Origin of the sequence: Sphingomonas trueperi, from assembly GCF_040545665.1 — a bacterium.
Lineage (GTDB): Bacteria > Pseudomonadota > Alphaproteobacteria > Sphingomonadales > Sphingomonadaceae > Sphingomonas > Sphingomonas trueperi_B.
Map to the genome: position 1 here is coordinate 952,191 of NZ_JBEPMH010000001.1, position 15,638 is coordinate 967,828.

Below are 15,638 nucleotides of genomic sequence, written 5' to 3' on the forward strand. Positions count from 1 at the left end.
GTTGGGAAAGCCCGCCATGGACCGAGAAACCCGCCTCAAGCGCCTCCGCTTCCGCAGCTGGCACCGCGGCACCAAGGAAGCCGATCTGCTGATCGGCGGCTTCTTCGACCAGCATGGCGAGCGCTGGAACGACGAAGAGATCACGCTGTTCGAGACGCTGCTGGAAGAGCAGGACGTCGACATCATGGCCTGGGCGATGGGAACCGACACCGCGCCGGAGCGCTACCGTGGCACGATCCTGGATGCGCTGAAGACCCTGAATTACGTGCCAATTTCCAAGTGACCCTCCGGATCTCCTAGCCTGCCCGCACCCCGTGCGGACGCGGAGATCGAGCCGACCGAGACCCCATGCCCGACCTGAAGACGATCCTCTCCGCCAAGCACCCGCTGACCCTCGCCGGCGTGCCTAGCGGCTTCCTGCCTTGGATGCTGGCCGATGTCGCGCGCGCCAGCCGGATGGCGGTGTTCGTCGCCGCCGACGAGGCGGGCATGCGCGCGGTGGCGAGCACCGCCACCTTCTTCGCGCCCGAGCTGGAGGTCCTCAGCTATCCCGCCTGGGACTGCCTTCCCTATGACCGCGCCAGCCCCACGCTGCGGGTGATGGCCGAGCGCCTGGCCACCCTCCACGCACTCCAGGGCAAGAGCGACAAGCCCCGCCTCCTCGTCACCACGGTCAACGCCGCGACCCAGCGCACGCTCACGCCGTTCCGCATCCGCCAACTGGTCGCGCGACTCGCCCCCGGCGAGCGCATCGGCCTCGACAAGCTCGCCTATCTGCTCCAGGCGAACGGCTATGTCCGTGTCGAGACGGTCAACGACCATGGCGAGTTCGCGGTGCGCGGCGGCCTGGTCGACCTGTTCCCCAGCGGTGCCGAACAGGCGCTACGACTCGATTTCTTCGGCGACGAGATCGAGAGCGTCCGCACCTTCGATCCGCAGGACCAGCGCACCACCGGACGCGTCGACGGCTTCACCCTGCTGCCCGCCAGCGAGGCGCTGCTCGACGAGGAAAGCATCAAGCGCTTCCGCAGCGGCTATCGCGACCGCTTCGGCGCGACCGCCACCGGCGACCCGCTCTACCAGGCTATCAGCGAGGGCCGTCGCCTCGCCGGCATGGAGCATTGGCTGCCGCTGTTCGAGGAACGGCTGGAGACGCTGTTCGACCACCTGCCCGACCATGCGGTGATCGTCCGCGACAGCGGCGCGCCGGCTGCCGCCGAGCAGCGCTTCGAGGCGATCAAGGACTATCAGGACAACCGCATCCGTGCGCAGTCGGCCGATCCGGGTAGCTACCGCCCGCTCAAGGCCGGCGACCTCTATCTGCTCGCCAAGGAATGGCAGGCCCGGATCGACGACGCGCCGATGCACTTGGCAACGCCGTTTCACGAGCCGGAGTCGGACCGCGTCGTCGAGTTCGGCGTCGACGGCCCGCGTGACTTCGCGCCCGAGCGCGCCGCCGCCAGCAACGTCTACGAAGCGGTGGTCGCGCACCTCAAGGCGGTGCGGGCGCAGGGCAAGAAGCCGGTACTCGCCAGCTATTCGATCGGCGCGCGCGAACGGCTGAAGGGCCTGCTTGAAGATCACGGCCTCACCGGCGCGGTGCCGGTGGACGGCTGGCAGCCGGCGCTCGGCGCCGCCAATCCGAACGGCAGCGGGCTGCAGGTGGCGCTGCTGGTGCTGCCGCTCGACCATGGCTTCACCACGCCGGACGTGGCGGTGCTCACCGAGCAGGACATGCTCGGCGACCGGCTCGTCCGCCGCGCCAAGCGCCGCAAGAACACCGACGCCTTCCTCCATGAACTGGCGACGCTCTCGCCCGGCGACCTCGTCGTCCACCTCGACCACGGCATCGGCCGCTACGAGGGGCTGACCCAGATCCCGGTGCAGAAGGCGCCGCACGATTGCGTCGCGCTCGAATATGCCGGCGGCGACAAGCTCTACGTGCCCGTCGAGAATCTCGAAGTGCTGAGCCGCTACGGCTCGGGCGAGGAAGGCGCGACCCTCGACCGCCTCGGCGGCGAAGCCTGGCAGCGCCGCAAGGCGCGGATGAAGGAGCGGATCCGCGAGATTGCGGGCGAACTCATCGCCACCGCGGCCCTGCGCGCAACCCGCGGCGCCGAGATCGCCGAGCCCGATCATGGCGGCTACCCGGCCTTCGTCGACCGCTTCCCCTTCGAGGAGACCGACGACCAGGATCGCGCGATCGGCGACGTGCTGGGCGACCTTGCCGCCGGGCGCCCGATGGACCGGCTCATCGTCGGCGATGTCGGCTTCGGCAAGACCGAGGTCGCGCTGCGTGCCGCCTTCGTCGCGGCGATGGCGGGCATGCAGGTGGCGGTGGTGTGCCCCACCACCCTGCTCGCCCGCCAGCACTACAACAACTTCAAGACCCGCTTCGAAGGCTTCCCGCTCGAGATCGGCCGCCTCTCGCGCCTGGTCACCGCGGGCGAGACCAAGAAGGTGAAGGACGGTCTCGCCGCGGGCACGATCGACATCGTCGTCGGCACGCACGCGGTGCTGGCGAAGAATATCGACTTCAAGCGGCTCGGCCTCGTCATCGTCGACGAGGAGCAGCGCTTCGGGGTCACCCACAAGGAGCGGCTGAAGGCGCTCAAGACCGACGTCCACGTCCTCACCCTTACCGCCACCCCGATCCCACGCACGCTGCAGATGGCGATGAGCGGGCTGCGCGAGCTGTCGGTGATCCAGACCCCGCCGGTCGATCGCCTCGCCGTGCGCACCTATGTGATGCCCTGGGATCCGGTGGTGCTGCGCGAGGCCTTGCTGCGCGAACATTATCGCGGCGGGCAGAGCTATTTCGTCACCCCGCGGATTGCCGACCTGCCCGAGATCGAGGAATTCCTCCGCAACGAGGTGCCCGAGGTCCGCTATGTCGTCGCGCATGGCCAGATGGCGCCGACCGAGGTCGAGGAGCGGATCTCCGCCTTCTACGACCGCAAGTTCGAGGTGCTGGTCTCGACCACCATCGTCGAGAGCGGGCTCGACATCCCGAGCGCCAACACGCTGATCATCAACCGCGCGGACAAGTTCGGCCTGGCGCAGCTATACCAGCTGCGCGGCCGCGTCGGCCGGGCCAAGACGCGTGCCTATGCCTATATGACCACCCCGCCCCAGCGGCAGATGACCGAGGCGGCGGAAAAGAGGCTCAAGGTCCTGTCCGACCTGGAAAGCCTGGGCGCCGGCTTCCAGCTCGCCAGCCACGATCTCGACATTCGCGGCGCGGGCAATCTGCTCGGCGACGAGCAGTCGGGCCACATCAAGGAAGTCGGCTACGAACTCTATCAGTCGATGCTGGAAGAGGCGATCATGGACGCCAAGGCCGGTGGCATCCGCGACGACGCGCGGCCGAAGGATCTGTCGCCGCAGATCACCGTCGACGCGCCGATCCTCATCCCCGAGGACTATGTCCCCGATCTCGACCTGCGCATGGGCCTGTACCGCCGTCTCAACGAGATCGAGGATACCGACGGCATCGAAAGCTTCGCCGCCGAGCTGATCGACCGCTTCGGCAAGCTGCCCGAGGCGACCGACAATCTGCTGCGGCTGATCGAGACCAAGCTCAACGCCAAGAAGGCGTGCATCGCCAAGCTCGACCTCGGGCCCAAGGGCGCGCTGGTCTCGTTCCACAACGACAACTTCCCCAACCCCGCGGCGCTCATTGCCTATGTGGAGAAGCTGGGCGAGACGGCGCGGCTGCGGCCGGACATGAAGCTGGTGATCAACCGCGCCTGGGCGAACCCGGCGGCGCGGCTGCACGGCGCGCTGCAGCTCTCCCGCGGGCTGGCACGCGCCGCGGGCTGAGCCGGCTCAGCTGCTGTGATCGGCGACGATCTTCCACCCGCCGGCTTCGTGATGCAGCACGACGCTGGTGGGCCCGGACGCGCTGTGCCCGTCCGGATAGCGCAGCGTATAGCGGCCGATGTACAGCGCATAATCGCGCCCGAGCGGGCGATAGTCGAGCCGCTCGATCGTCAGCGTGCCGCGCTTGGCGGGATCGGCGAAGTCGTATTTGGCCTGATAGCGGACCTTCATCGCGGCCTTGCCGCGCACCAGCCCCTCGCCTGCGACGAAGCTGGTCGTCGGATCGTCCGAATAGACTTGCATGAAGCGATCAATATCGCCCGCGTTCCAGCCGGCAACGCTCTGCGCCATTGCGCTATCGACTGCGCCCGCTTCCGGATCCGCGCCGATCAGTAGAAGTGCCATCAGCATCCGCGTTCCCTTTCATTCTTGAAACCTGCTATCCTGTTCCGCGCCTTCATCGTTGCACACCTGCCGAAGCCACCGTTCGCCACCATAAGCAGCGACAACTACGCCGGATTCATCTTCTCGAAACGGCCGCGAATGCCGGCGCCCACCGGTATTCTACTTAGCCGCACCACCTGTCCCTTGGGACATACTATGATGCCTAGGATTGGCTTGCCGCATGCCCGGCAGCCGCGTTGGCAGGTCAGGAAAGGATGCGCCCCGTGCCCGAACAAATGAAGTCGCGGCTCAGCTTCATGGAGATGGACGAGGCCCAGCGCAACACGCTGCGCGCCACCCAGCCATGGGTCGAGGCGACGCTGGGCGACGCGCTCGACCGCTTCTATGCGCGCGCCTCGGCCACGCCCGAGACGGCCCGCTTCTTCCGCGATCAGGCGCACATGCGGCACGCAAAGGCTGCCCAGGAAAAGCATTGGGCACGCATCGCCGCCGGCGAGTTCAACCACGACTACCACGCCAGCGCCCGCCGCATCGGCGCCACCCATGCCCATATCGGGCTGGAGCCGCGCTGGTATGTCGGCAGCTATGCGATCGTGCTGCAGGGGCTGATTTCCGGTGTCCACCGTTTCAACAACCCGCTGAAGCGCCTGCTGCGCCTGTTCCGCGGGCCGAGCACCGAAAAGGCGACGATCGCGCTGGTCAAAGCGGCGCTGCTCGACATGGAAGTGTCGCTGTCGATCTATTTCGAGGAGGCCCAGGCCGAGCGCAACGTGGCCATCACCGCATTCGAGAACGCCCTCACCGCGCTGGCGGAGGGCGACCTCACTAACGAGCTGAGCGGCCTGCCGTCGAGCTTCGCCGCGCTCGAGAAGAGCTACAACAAGACGCTGGACCGCATCCGCGAGATGATCGCGTCGGTCAGCGACGGCACGATGCGGATCCGCTCGGGCATCAACGAGATCTCGCAGGCGGCCGAAGACCTGTCGCGCCGCACCCAGGGCAATGCCGCGAGCCTGGAAGAGACCACCGCCGCCGTCTCGCAGATGGATGCGCGCTTCCGCTCGACCGCCGAGGCGTCGCGCCACACCGTCGCGCGTGCCGACCAGGCGCTCAGCACCGTCAGCCAGGGCCGCGCGATCGCCGACGAGGCCTCGCAGGCAATGGGCCGCGTGTCCGAAGCCGCAAAGGGCACCGACAGCGTGATCGAGGGCCTCGACAAGATCGCCTTCCAGACCCGCGTGCTTGCGATGAACGCCGCGGTCGAGGCGGGCCGTGCCGGCGAAGCGGGCCGCGGCTTCGCCGTCGTCGCCGATCTCGTCTCGGCGCTGGCGATGCGGGCCGAGGAAGAAGCCGGCCGCGCCCGCGAACAGCTCACCATGACCCAGGCCGAGATCGTCACCGCGGTGGACGCGGTGCAGAAGGTCGACGGTGCGCTCGCCAATATCTCGGGCGACGTCGGCCAGGTCCACGACCTGCTCGGCAGCATGGCCAAGGACAATGGCGCCCAGTCGACCGCTATCAGCGAAATCTCCAACGCGGTGGGCGCGATGGACCGTGCAACCCAGCAGAACGCCGCGATGGTCGAGGAAACTTCGGCGGCCGCGCAGAACCTCGCCAACGAGGTGAGCGATCTCGCCAACCTCGCCGCGCAATTCCGCACCGAGAAGGCCGGATCGCGCTTCGGCGGCTATCGCCCGCTGCCGCCTGCGGCCGTTCCCGCCCTTACCCGCCCCGACCTTTGAGGGCCGCGCCGGCGCTCACCAGTCGCGCACCAGCGCGGCGAGCGCCGGCACGTCGATCGGCGGCGAGCACAGGAAGCCCTGGAAATACTGGCAGCCTTCCTTGGCGAGCAGGTCCAGCGCCGCCTCGGTCTCGACCCCTTCCGCCACCACTGCCAGCCCCAGCGACCGCGCCATGTCGATCACGCCGCGCACCACGATCCGGTCGCGCGGCGAGCCGGTGATCTCGTTGGACAGCTTCTTGTCGATCTTGAGATAGTCGAGCGGCAGCGCCTTGAGATAGGCGAGGCTCGAATAGCCGGTGCCGAAATCGTCGATCGCAACCCGGCACCCCGCCGTGCGCAGGCCGGAGAGCAGCGCCGCCGCCTCGCTCAGATCCGCCATGATGCCGCTTTCGGTGATCTCCAGCGTCAGCCGCTGGCGGGGGAAGCCGGTGGCATCCACCCAGCGCAGCAGGCTCTCGCCGAAGCCCGGCCGCCCGACATCGCCGGCGGTGACATTGATCGACAGCCGCAGGCTGCTCAACGACCGCGGCCAATGCGCGGCGATGGTCAACGCGCGTCGCTGGACATGCTCGCTCAGAACCCCCACCAGCCCGGCCCGCTCGGCGGCGGCGAACAGCGGCTCGGCGCCGATCTCGCCATGCTGGGGATGCTGCCAGCGCGCGAGCGCCTCGACCCCGGTGATCTGCCCGGTGGCGACCGCGACCTGCGGCTGGAACAGTACGCCGATCTCGCCCCGCTCGATCCCGCGGCGCAAGTCACCGATCAGCGACTCGATCGAAGGTCCGCTCCCCGGCCGTGCCACGCCTTCGCCGAGCAGCGTCTCGCTCGCCCGCCGCAACAGGCTCGCGGCACCATCCCCGGCGACGCTCTCGGTGAGCACCACCTTGGCGCCGAGATGGACCAGCTCGCCCGCCGCGACGAAGGGCCGCGCCAGCGCCTCCTCGATCTTTCGGGCTGCGGTCCGCAGCGCCGACGTGCCCGGGTCCACCGCCGCCGCGAGGAAATCCGATCCGCCGATCCGCGCGACGACCACGTCGGCGCCCAGCGTCTCGCGTGCCGCCTCCGCCACCCGTCGCGAGACGCTGCGCAGCAGTTCGTCGCCTGCCGGGCGGCCATAGGCGGTGTTGATCGTATCGAAGCGGGTAAGGCCCACCAATACCAGGCCGATCCGCTGACCCTTCTCCATCGCGCGGTCGATCCAGCGCCGCGCGCTGGGGGCGTCGCGGGCACCGGTCAGCACGTCGCGCACCGCCGCGCCGGCATCAGGGGTCATCCCCAGCGGCTCGACCAGCGCGTCGATCTGGCCGGTCTCGGCGTCATATTGCAGATGCTGCACCACCCGGCCCTTGCCGGGCAGGTCGTGCGCGAAGGCGGTCGAGCCTGCCTCGCGCAGCCGCCGCAGCGCCGCCCAGGCGAGCCGCCGGTCGGACAGCGCTAGCCGCCCGAACAGCGCGCGCGGCCCCGGCGCCTCGGGCAGGTCGAGCAACTGGGCCAGCGCGGGCGTGAGTTCGATCGAGCCCGCAGCCGGATCGAATCGCCAGCCCAGTGGATTGGAATTGCTCGTCCCCTGCCCCGCCCAGCCCGACAGCCGCTCGACATAGCGCTCGGCGAATCGGATCGCGTGGGCGATCGCGGCGGAGGACATCGGGCTGCCGAGGAAATGCGTCGCGCCCGCATCGTAGAAGCGGCCCATGTGCACGGTATCGCTCTGCGAGACGAGGATCAGCAGCGCCGCGCCGTACGCCTTGATCGTCGGTCCGAGCAACCGGGCGGCATCGAGCCCCTCGGTCATCGCACCGCGCGCGTCGATCACTGCGACCGAGGCGCCGCTCGCCAGGAAGCGCGTCTCCAGCCCCTCGCTGCGCCGCGCCGCCACCACCCGCCAGCCCCCGCCCGCGGCGGCGGCGGCGACTTCGTCGCGCTGGCGGAACGAGAGTACGAATACCGGCACCTCGGGGGCAGGCGCAGTGCCCTGGACGATCGTGAACCCTTCTTCCATGCCGACCTCGATAGCGGCTCCCTGCACACTCCGCCATCCAAGCCTTGTGCGGCGCGGGTCAACGCCTTACCTCCAGCCCCTATGGCCAGCGCCCCCGCCCTCGCGACGCCGCCCACGCTGGTCGATCGCCACAACCGCGCGATCCGCTATCTGCGTATTTCCGTCACCGATCGCTGCGATCTGCGCTGCCGCTATTGCATGGCGGAGCACATGACCTTCCTGCCGCGCGAGGCGGTGCTCAGCCTGGAGGAGCTGGCGGCGATCGCCGGGCGCTTCGTCGATCGCGGCGTGACCAAGATCCGGCTGACCGGCGGCGAGCCGCTCGTCCGCCGCAACATGATGACGCTGGTCGAGCAGCTCGGCGCGCGGATCGGCGACGGGCTCAAGGAACTTACCCTCACCACCAATGCGACGCGGCTGGCGCAATATGCGCCGCAGCTCGCTGCCGCGGGCGTCCGCCGCCTCAACGTCAGCCTCGACAGCCGCGATCCCGAGACCTTCCGCTACATCACCCGCCATGGCGACGTGGCGCAGGTATTGGACGGCATCGCCGCAGCGCAGGACGCGGGGCTGCGGGTGAAGATCAACATGGTCGCGCTGCGCGGGCTGAACGAGGACGAGATCGCACCGATGCTCGCCTGGGTCGCGGCGAACGGCATGGACCTTTCGCTGATCGAGACAATGCCGATGGGCGTGATCGACGAGGACCGCGCCGATCGCTTCCTGCCGCTGCCCGAGGTGCTGGCGCGACTGAAGGGCGAATTCGAGCTGGTCGCCGATTCGTACGACAGCGGCGGCCCGGCGCGCTACTGGCGCGTGGGGGGGACGGACAGCCGGCTGGGGCTGATCTCGCCGCTCACCAACAATTTCTGCGCAAGCTGCAACCGCGTCCGGCTCTCGACCGACGGGCGGCTGCACATGTGCCTGGGGCATGAGGATTCGGTGGATCTGAAGGCAGCGATTCGCGAAGGCGGGCTGGAGGCGGTGGACGCGGCGATCGATCGCGCGCTCGCCGCAAAGCCCGAACGCCATGATTTCCGCATCGAGGCCGGCGCCGCGCCTGCCGTCTCGCGCCACATGAGCGTCACCGGCGGATGAGCGTGGGCAAGCCGCGCGCATTGCTCGCCTCGCCCACCGCCCCGGCGCAGACCGCGGCGGAGGAATTGCGCCAGGCCTATGACTGGGTGCCCGTCGAGGAGGCCGAGGAAGTGGTCGCGCTCGGCGGCGACGGTTTCATGCTGCAGACGCTCCACGCGATGCTCGAGCGGCGGAGGCTGCTGCCGGTGTTCGGGATGAATCTCGGCACGGTCGGCTTTCTGATGAACGACTGGGGGCTGACTGGGCTCACCGAGCGGCTGGAGCGCGCCCGGCCCTTCCGCGTCGCCCCGCTGGCGATGACCGCGACGACGGTGGAGGGCGAGACCTGCGTGCTTCCCGCGATCAACGAGGCCTCGCTGCTCCGCGAGACGCGGCAGACGGCCAAGCTCGAAGTCACCATCAACGGCCGGGTCGTGATTCCCGAGCTGGTGTGCGACGGCATCCTCGTCGCGACGCCGGCGGGATCCACCGCGTACAACTTCTCCGCCCAGGGCCCGATTCTCCCGCTCGGCTCGGCGCTGCTCGCACTCACCCCGATCAGCCCCTTCCGCCCTCGCCGCTGGCGCGGCGCGATCCTGCCCGAAAAGACCCGCATCGATATCCGCGTGCTGGAGGCCGACAAGCGCCCGGTGAGCGCGGTGGCCGACCAGCGCGAAATCCGGGAAGTCTGCAGCGTCCATGTCGAGATCGACCGCATGCGCGACCTCACGCTGCTGTTCGATCCGGAGCATGCGCTGGACGACCGGATAACGATGGAACAATTTATTGCATAAAACCCCTTGCGCGTTCCGAAAACCCGGTGCTAAAGGCGCGCCTCCCGACGCGGTGACCCACCGCCGAGGGGTTGACCAGAGTGGTCCCCGATAGCTCAGCGGTAGAGCATTCGACTGTTAATCGAATGGTCGTAGGTTCGAATCCTACTCGGGGAGCCATCTGCTGTTGTCGGGACCGGTTACGACCGGTCCCGCCCCAACTTCCAATAGCAGCATCACTGATCGATCAGGATGGCAACCGTAGTTCGGTGCGTCCTACCTCGTGAGCTGACCTGGCAGCCGCTCACCTGAATCTCGGCGTCACAGGCTGCAGCATCCCTGGCCGACAAGGATCGTCCGAACGAACGCCGATACCGAAAACAGCAAAAAGGGAGACGACCGAAGTCGCCTCCCCTCACTGGTGCCGATTGGCTCAGTCCTGCGAAGTGCTGTTCATGCGGAAGATTACGACGCTGCCATATCTCTCCGCCGAGCAGGCCGGAAGGCTCGTCCAGCGCGCCGAACCGACGGTCACGTCGCCACGATACCCAATAGTAACCGAGTAGTAGCAGGTCTGCGTAACGCCATTTTCTTTGGTGATGTTGGCCTTGAAACTGAACGACCCATAGCTGTCGGAGCCGACAGTCTTGTACGTCCCGTCCTGTTGCTTGCCGGGCTGAACTGTTCCCTCGATCCGCGGGTAATAGGATCCGCTCCAGTTGATATCGGAAATCGTGACGACATACTTTGGATCGTCATTGAAGAAGCTCGGGTACAGGTAAACGCTTTGCGCAGCTGCAGGCGCGCTCCCGAACAACGCAGCGGCCGTACCCGCGACTGCAAGAACCGACATCAGCTTCTTCATATCAACCTCCCAGTTGTTGCGTAGCATTCCTATGCTCAAAATCACGTCCGAGCGATGCCGAATATATGAAGAAAATATCCTAAGTATATGATTTTATTTGATTGTAGATTTACCATTTATTAAATGATGAATCTCCAACCTGAACTATCGGACTATCCAGAGCGATCACCCCAGTGTCGCTCGAACGGAGAGTCGAATGGTTCTGCCCAGGGGGTCGAGATTTGCGGGCAGCAACGCGAAGGGCGTAGGCCGATCCGGGAATACCACCGCCGGTCGGTCATTCATCAGGTTCTCTACCGATAGATGGACACGAATCGTCGGCTTGCCGCCCGAGCGGTCCGCACTGGCCTTGAGGTTGAAGTTCGTGTCGAGCCCGAACAGGACGGGTTGGCTGTAGGTCCCATCGCGAGCGCCGCCCTGCCCGAGGACGGTCGACGCGCTCATCCAGTCGGCCCGTAGCTGAACTCCAAAGCGCGCATTTGCGACACCGGCCTGCCCGTTGAACGAGTCGCGGCCGCCTGCGCCGGGGCCGATCTGGGCAGCGCTTAGATCCAGTACCGGTCCACCTGGGGTCAGTTGCAAGCGTTCGGAGAGACGACGAGTGTAGCTCAGGTTCAACGTCCACCGCGTGCCCATTGCCGCCCCCCCGCCTCGCCGCTGGGGATGACGAAGACCGCCGGACGCGTTCGCCGCCAGGCTAAGGCTGGCGTTGCTTTGCCGGAAGGCGTTAAGCGGCCGCACGTCGATCCGGGTGAGTGTGCCGGCGACACGGACGAAACGGTCCGGAAATGCCTGCTCTAGGAGGAGGCTCGGCGAGGGCGTGAGGATAGGGTCGTCGGTCCGATTGCGCGTGTAGTAGATGGACGCTCCATAGCTAGTCCCGCCCATCCGCTGGTTGTAGTTCACACGGAGAGCGCTGCGCCTTTGCTTCGGTATGCGCAGATCGGGATTGCCGCCCCGGACCTGGACGACACGAACCGATGCCTGGGCCAGCGGGTCGAACACGAGGACATCCGAATCGATTGTCGATGGCACCAACTCCCGGTTTGCACCCACGGCCTGGTTGCCGGTGCTCCATTCCGCGCTCAGGCCATGCAGCGGCGACCAGCCGAGCGTTTGCTCATAGCCCTGCACGGCCCCGCTGCCGGTAGCGCGGGCGAATTGCGCCTGGGTGCGGATGAACACATCGCCGACCCGTCCCCACCCCGCGCCCCTTTTCAGAAGTGGGATACTGAGACCAAGTTGCGCGTCCCTCGATCGCCGCACGCTTGCCAACGTACCGGTGCGGTCCAGGCCTTGGGAAAGCCTGTCACGGCCCAGCGAGCCGCTGGCATTATACTGCATGGAGCCGGCGGGAAGGCGCACTACCGATCCTGAGGCGGTCGCGCTGATGCTAACTGTCGTAGTAGCTGAGCTGCTGTCGACCGCGCCAATGCCGCCACGCGTGCCGCTGTCGAAGGTCGAGGTTGCCGCATTCGCCAGCAACGACCAGAAGTGATGCCCCGCAACCCCGGTCAGCGTCGCCGAGCCGCCGAAGCCCCGGCTATTGGTGCGCAGCACGCCGCGCCCCTCTTCCAGCACGCGCGCGCTGCGGTTCAAGTTGCCGTTGCCCGATAGCGAGAGTTGCTGCCGTCCGACAGGCAATGCCGCACCGGCCAGCAAGGTCAGCTGCTGCCCGGAGGGCCGGAGGCTCGCAGTCCCGTTGGGGACTCCCCCCTCGGACAGCGCGGCTGGGCTGAAGCGATCTTGATAGCGTAGCGGGCCTTGCAATCCTCCCGATAGGGTCGTGTTCAAACGCTTGTCGCCGCGCAGCAGCGTGTGCCCCACCTCCAGCCGTGCCGCTTCTCCACCACCGTCGGTGGCAAGGGTGCCGTTGGCGTTCGCCTGTAACGCGCGGAAATGCTTCTTGAGGACCACATTGACCACCGGCGCGCCACCGCCGAATCCCTGCCGCGCGCCCGCCGATGGCGGCAGGATCTCGACCTTTTCGATTGCCTCCGGCGGGAGCCTGGAAATGTCGCTGATGTCCCCCAACCGCCGGCCATTAACGAAGACGTCCCTAGCCCCGCCGGCGACGCGGCGCTGGGCAGCCGTAATCACGTCCCCCACCGTCTCAGCGGCAAACGTATCGATCTCCTCGCTGGCTATCGTTTGGAGAGGGGCATCGGGATCGGCGGGGCGCCTGCCGGTCACTACAATCTCGGAAGATGCCGGGGCAGTCTGCTCCTGCGCGAAGGCGGCATATAGTCCGACGCCCAGCATGAACGGCATCAGCGTGCGCGCCTTGAGTTCGCCTGGAACGAGAATGCCATCGGTGCTGTCGATCTTTCACGATGCAGTGCCGCAGCCCGCACAAAGGAAAACCCGAGCGATCTGCTTAGATACCTGGCATAGATTGCTGTCGTTAAAGATATTTTATGCCGCACGTTCCGGACCGGGTGCGCTGGCCCCATCGCGATGCCCCCGGGGTGCGTCAGCAGGTGCACGGAACGCAATCTACCTGTCCGGCCTTGCGCTTGCGACTCGCCGGTGCCGCTGCGATGCTGGGGCGATGGAAAATTTGGACGCTTTCATCGCCGGCCTGCCCAAGGCCGAACTCCATCTCCACATCGAAGGCAGCCTCGAGCCCGAGCAGATGTTCGAATTCGCCCGGCGCAACGGCGTGGCGATCCCCTATGACAGCGTCGAGGCGGTGCGCGCCGCCTACCAGTTCTCGAACCTGCAGGACTTTCTCGACATCTATTATGCCGGTGCCGACGTGCTGCGCACCGAGGCCGATTTCCGCGACCTGGCGCTGGCCTATTTCGAGCGCTCGGCCGCGGACGGCGTCCGCCACGCCGAGATCTTCTTCGATCCGCAGACCCACACCCATCGCGGCATCGCGATGGGTACCGTGGTCGAGGGGCTCCTCGCGGGCATGGCCGAGGCCGAGACGCGCTTCGGCATCACCTCGCAGCTGATCCTCTGCTTCCTGCGGCACCTCGACGAGGAAGATGCCTTCAAGACACTCGCCGAGGCCGAGCCCTGGCTCGATCGCATCGCCGGCGTGGGTCTCGATTCGTCCGAGCTTGGCCATCCGCCGTCAAAGTTTGCCCGCGTCTTCGCCGCCGCCGCCGAAAAGGGCCTGAAGCGCGTCGCCCATGCCGGCGAGGAAGGCCCAGCCGCCTATGTCCATGAGGCGCTGGACCTGCTGCGGGTCGACCGGCTCGACCATGGCAATCGCAGCCTCGACGACCCCGCGCTGGTCGCCCGGCTGGCGCGCTCGAGCATGACGCTCACCGTCTGCCCACTGTCCAACGTCAAGCTGTGCAATGTCGAGACGATCGACGCGCACCCGATCGACCGGATGCTCGAACTCGGCCTGCGCGCGACGGTGAATTCGGACGACCCCGCCTATTTCGGCGGCTATGTCGGCGAGAATTACCGCGCCGTCGCGTACGGCCGCGGCCTCAGCAAGCAGCAGCTCGCCACCCTCGCCCGCAACAGCTTCCTGGGTTCCTTCCTGCCCGATGAAGCGGTGGCGACCCACCTTGCGGCGATCGACGCCTGGGTGGCGGAGGCGGCGTGATGGGCGACATCCTCTTCACCCACTTCACCCATGACCAGCTGGTCGCGGGCGTCCACGCGATTGCAGGCGCCGTGATGGACTGGTCCCCCACCCTGCTGGTCGGCGTCGGTCGCGGCGGGCTGACGCCCGCGGTGTATCTCTCGCACCGGATCGGGCTGCCGCTCGTCTCGATCGACTATTCGACCCACATCGCCCAGTTCGCCGGGGAACTGGTCGGGGTGCTCGCGAAGCGGACCCGCAACGGCGAGCGGCTGCTGTTCGTCGAGGACATCAACGACAGCGGCAAGACAATCGGTGAGCTGCGCGCCGCGCTTGCCGCCGAAGACGCGGTGGCCGAGCAGGTGCGCTTCGCCGTGCTGCTCGACAATGTCCAATCGTCGCAGCGGGTGGAATATTGCGCCGAGACGATCGACCGCGCGGTGCAGAAGGACTGGTTCGTCTTCCCCTGGGAGGCGATGGCGCCGCAGACCAGCATCGATGCCGATGCCCGCGAGGTACCCGATCGGCTGGCTTGACAGCTGCCGTTCAGCAACCGTCAATCGCACTCATGCCACGCCTCATCGCGTGAACGCACGGGAGAGTTTCGCCGGCTCGCGCGTTCGAGGGGCATTCGGCGACGTTACTGTTTGGAAGTGTCGGAGGAACAATGCCAATTTCATCACAGAAGGGCCGGCGGCTGGCAGCACTCGGCCTGATGGTCGCGGGCAGCCTCTCGCTCGCATCGTGCATGACCGCCACGCCGTACCAGCCCGCTTCGGCGAACGGTTCGGTGCGCAACGGCTATTCGGACGAGCAGATCGAGGATAATCGGTTCCGGGTGAGCTTTTCGGGCAACAGCCTGACCTCGCGCGAGACGGTGGAGCGTTACCTGCTCTATCGCGCGGCCGAGCTGACGCTGCAGAGCGGCTATGACTATTTCCTGCTCGCCAATCGCGACACGGAAAAGAAGACCCAGACCTATGCGACGCCGGGCGTCGGCGGCGCCGGCTTCGGCGGCCCCTGGGGCTATTGGAACCCGTACTGGCGCTATTACAGCCCGCGCTGGGGCTGGCGCAGCTGGGATCCCTTCTGGGGCGATCCCTTCTTCGACCGCAACGTCGATATTCGCACCGTCGACCGCTATGAGGCGATGGCTGAGATCGTGATGGGCAAGGGCCCCAAGCCCGCCGACAACATCCGCGCCTTCGATGCGCGCGAGGTGAAGGAGCGGCTGGGCCCGAAAATCCAGATGCCGCAGACCCGCTGATCGCGGGCACGCGAGGAAACAGAAAGGGCGGCGTCGGGGATACCGGCGCCGCCCTTTTCTTTTGCGAGGTAGAGGCGACGCTCTCAGCCGTCATCCCGGCGAAAGCCGGGATCCATTGGGGTCTCCGGTTTGGCTCTAG

Annotated in this window: 12 protein-coding genes and 1 tRNA gene; 9 read left to right on the top strand and 4 right to left on the bottom strand. The window is 67.1% G+C overall.

All coding sequences use genetic code 11. The annotated features are described in order from the left end of the window. The first annotated feature begins 16 nt into the window (after window positions 1–16). Complete coding sequence (locus tag ABIC65_RS04320; protein ID WP_354307778.1) at window positions 17–283, top strand: succinate dehydrogenase assembly factor 2; 267 nt, start codon at window positions 17–19, stop codon at window positions 281–283. 65 nt (window positions 284–348) lie between these two features. Further along, on the top strand, window positions 349–3,822 hold the full coding sequence (mfd, locus tag ABIC65_RS04325) for a transcription-repair coupling factor (RefSeq protein ID WP_354307032.1): 3,474 nt from the start codon (window positions 349–351) through the stop codon (window positions 3,820–3,822). Between the two features lie 6 nt (window positions 3,823–3,828). On the opposite strand, the gene ABIC65_RS04330 is transcribed toward mfd, so the two are convergent. Further along, window positions 3,829–4,227 (bottom strand): YybH family protein, encoded by a 399-nt coding sequence (locus tag ABIC65_RS04330; RefSeq protein WP_354307034.1) that lies wholly within the window; start codon window positions 4,225–4,227, stop codon window positions 3,829–3,831. Window positions 4,228–4,502: 275 nt separating this feature from the next. On the opposite strand from ABIC65_RS04330, the gene ABIC65_RS04335 reads away from it, so the two are divergent. Further along, the gene (locus tag ABIC65_RS04335; RefSeq protein ID WP_436286713.1) at window positions 4,503–5,969 is read left to right on the top strand and encodes a protoglobin domain-containing protein; all 1,467 of its coding nucleotides are present in this window, start codon (window positions 4,503–4,505) and stop codon (window positions 5,967–5,969) included. A gap of 15 nt (window positions 5,970–5,984) precedes the next feature. On the opposite strand, the gene ABIC65_RS04340 is transcribed toward ABIC65_RS04335, so the two are convergent. After that, on the bottom strand, window positions 5,985–7,970 hold the full coding sequence (locus tag ABIC65_RS04340) for a putative bifunctional diguanylate cyclase/phosphodiesterase (protein WP_354307038.1): 1,986 nt from the start codon (window positions 7,968–7,970) through the stop codon (window positions 5,985–5,987). Between the two features lie 81 nt (window positions 7,971–8,051). Here ABIC65_RS04340 and moaA point away from each other — a divergent pair, with 81 nt between their 5' ends. From moaA to ABIC65_RS04355, 3 genes are all read left to right on the top strand, one after another. Next, window positions 8,052–9,068, top strand: coding sequence for a GTP 3',8-cyclase MoaA (gene moaA / locus ABIC65_RS04345; RefSeq protein ID WP_354307039.1), 1,017 nt, complete (start codon window positions 8,052–8,054; stop codon window positions 9,066–9,068). After that, the gene (locus tag ABIC65_RS04350) at window positions 9,065–9,841 is read left to right on the top strand and encodes an NAD kinase (protein WP_354307041.1); all 777 of its coding nucleotides are present in this window, start codon (window positions 9,065–9,067) and stop codon (window positions 9,839–9,841) included. Before moaA ends, ABIC65_RS04350 begins: the two co-directional genes overlap by 4 nt. Window positions 9,842–9,925: 84 nt before the next feature. Then, window positions 9,926–10,000, top strand: a tRNA-Asn gene (locus ABIC65_RS04355). A 253-nt stretch (window positions 10,001–10,253) separates the two neighbouring features. Here the strand turns inward: ABIC65_RS04355 and ABIC65_RS04360 are convergent. Next, window positions 10,254–10,685 carry a hypothetical protein gene (locus tag ABIC65_RS04360; RefSeq protein ID WP_354307043.1) on the bottom strand — a complete coding sequence of 144 codons (432 nt, stop codon included), beginning with the start codon at window positions 10,683–10,685 and terminating at the stop codon, window positions 10,254–10,256. Between the two features lie 165 nt (window positions 10,686–10,850). After that, window positions 10,851–12,956 carry a hypothetical protein gene (locus ABIC65_RS04365; RefSeq protein ID WP_354307045.1) on the bottom strand — a complete coding sequence of 702 codons (2,106 nt, stop codon included), beginning with the start codon at window positions 12,954–12,956 and terminating at the stop codon, window positions 10,851–10,853. Between the two features lie 280 nt (window positions 12,957–13,236). On the opposite strand from ABIC65_RS04365, the gene ABIC65_RS04370 reads away from it, so the two are divergent. From ABIC65_RS04370 to ABIC65_RS04380, 3 genes are all read left to right on the top strand, one after another. Next, the gene (locus tag ABIC65_RS04370; protein WP_354307047.1) at window positions 13,237–14,253 is read left to right on the top strand and encodes an adenosine deaminase; all 1,017 of its coding nucleotides are present in this window, start codon (window positions 13,237–13,239) and stop codon (window positions 14,251–14,253) included. Next, window positions 14,253–14,768, top strand: coding sequence for a phosphoribosyltransferase (locus ABIC65_RS04375; RefSeq protein WP_354307048.1), 516 nt, complete (start codon window positions 14,253–14,255; stop codon window positions 14,766–14,768). Before ABIC65_RS04370 ends, ABIC65_RS04375 begins: the two co-directional genes overlap by 1 nt. A 131-nt stretch (window positions 14,769–14,899) precedes the next feature. Then, on the top strand, window positions 14,900–15,499 hold the full coding sequence (locus tag ABIC65_RS04380) for a CC0125/CC1285 family lipoprotein (RefSeq protein WP_354307050.1): 600 nt from the start codon (window positions 14,900–14,902) through the stop codon (window positions 15,497–15,499). Window positions 15,500–15,638: the final 139 nt, after the last annotated feature.

Excerpts from the sequence above, each read along its gene's own strand:
- ABIC65_RS04320 (WP_354307778.1), top strand. The coding sequence starts at position 17 with ATGGACCGAGAAACCCGCCTCAAGCGCCTCCGCTTCCGCAGCTGGCAC.
- mfd (WP_354307032.1), top strand. The coding sequence starts at position 349 with ATGCCCGACCTGAAGACGATCCTCTCCGCCAAGCACCCGCTGACCCTC.
- ABIC65_RS04330 (WP_354307034.1), bottom strand. The coding sequence starts at position 4,227 with ATGGCACTTCTACTGATCGGCGCGGATCCGGAAGCGGGCGCAGTCGAT.
- ABIC65_RS04335 (WP_436286713.1), top strand. The coding sequence starts at position 4,503 with ATGAAGTCGCGGCTCAGCTTCATGGAGATGGACGAGGCCCAGCGCAAC.
- ABIC65_RS04340 (WP_354307038.1), bottom strand. The coding sequence starts at position 7,970 with ATGGAAGAAGGGTTCACGATCGTCCAGGGCACTGCGCCTGCCCCCGAG.
- moaA (WP_354307039.1), top strand. The coding sequence starts at position 8,052 with ATGGCCAGCGCCCCCGCCCTCGCGACGCCGCCCACGCTGGTCGATCGC.
- ABIC65_RS04350 (WP_354307041.1), top strand. The coding sequence starts at position 9,065 with ATGAGCGTGGGCAAGCCGCGCGCATTGCTCGCCTCGCCCACCGCCCCG.
- ABIC65_RS04360 (WP_354307043.1), bottom strand. The coding sequence starts at position 10,685 with ATGAAGAAGCTGATGTCGGTTCTTGCAGTCGCGGGTACGGCCGCTGCG.
- ABIC65_RS04365 (WP_354307045.1), bottom strand. The coding sequence starts at position 12,956 with ATGCCGTTCATGCTGGGCGTCGGACTATATGCCGCCTTCGCGCAGGAG.
- ABIC65_RS04370 (WP_354307047.1), top strand. The coding sequence starts at position 13,237 with ATGGAAAATTTGGACGCTTTCATCGCCGGCCTGCCCAAGGCCGAACTC.
- ABIC65_RS04375 (WP_354307048.1), top strand. The coding sequence starts at position 14,253 with ATGGGCGACATCCTCTTCACCCACTTCACCCATGACCAGCTGGTCGCG.
- ABIC65_RS04380 (WP_354307050.1), top strand. The coding sequence starts at position 14,900 with ATGCCAATTTCATCACAGAAGGGCCGGCGGCTGGCAGCACTCGGCCTG.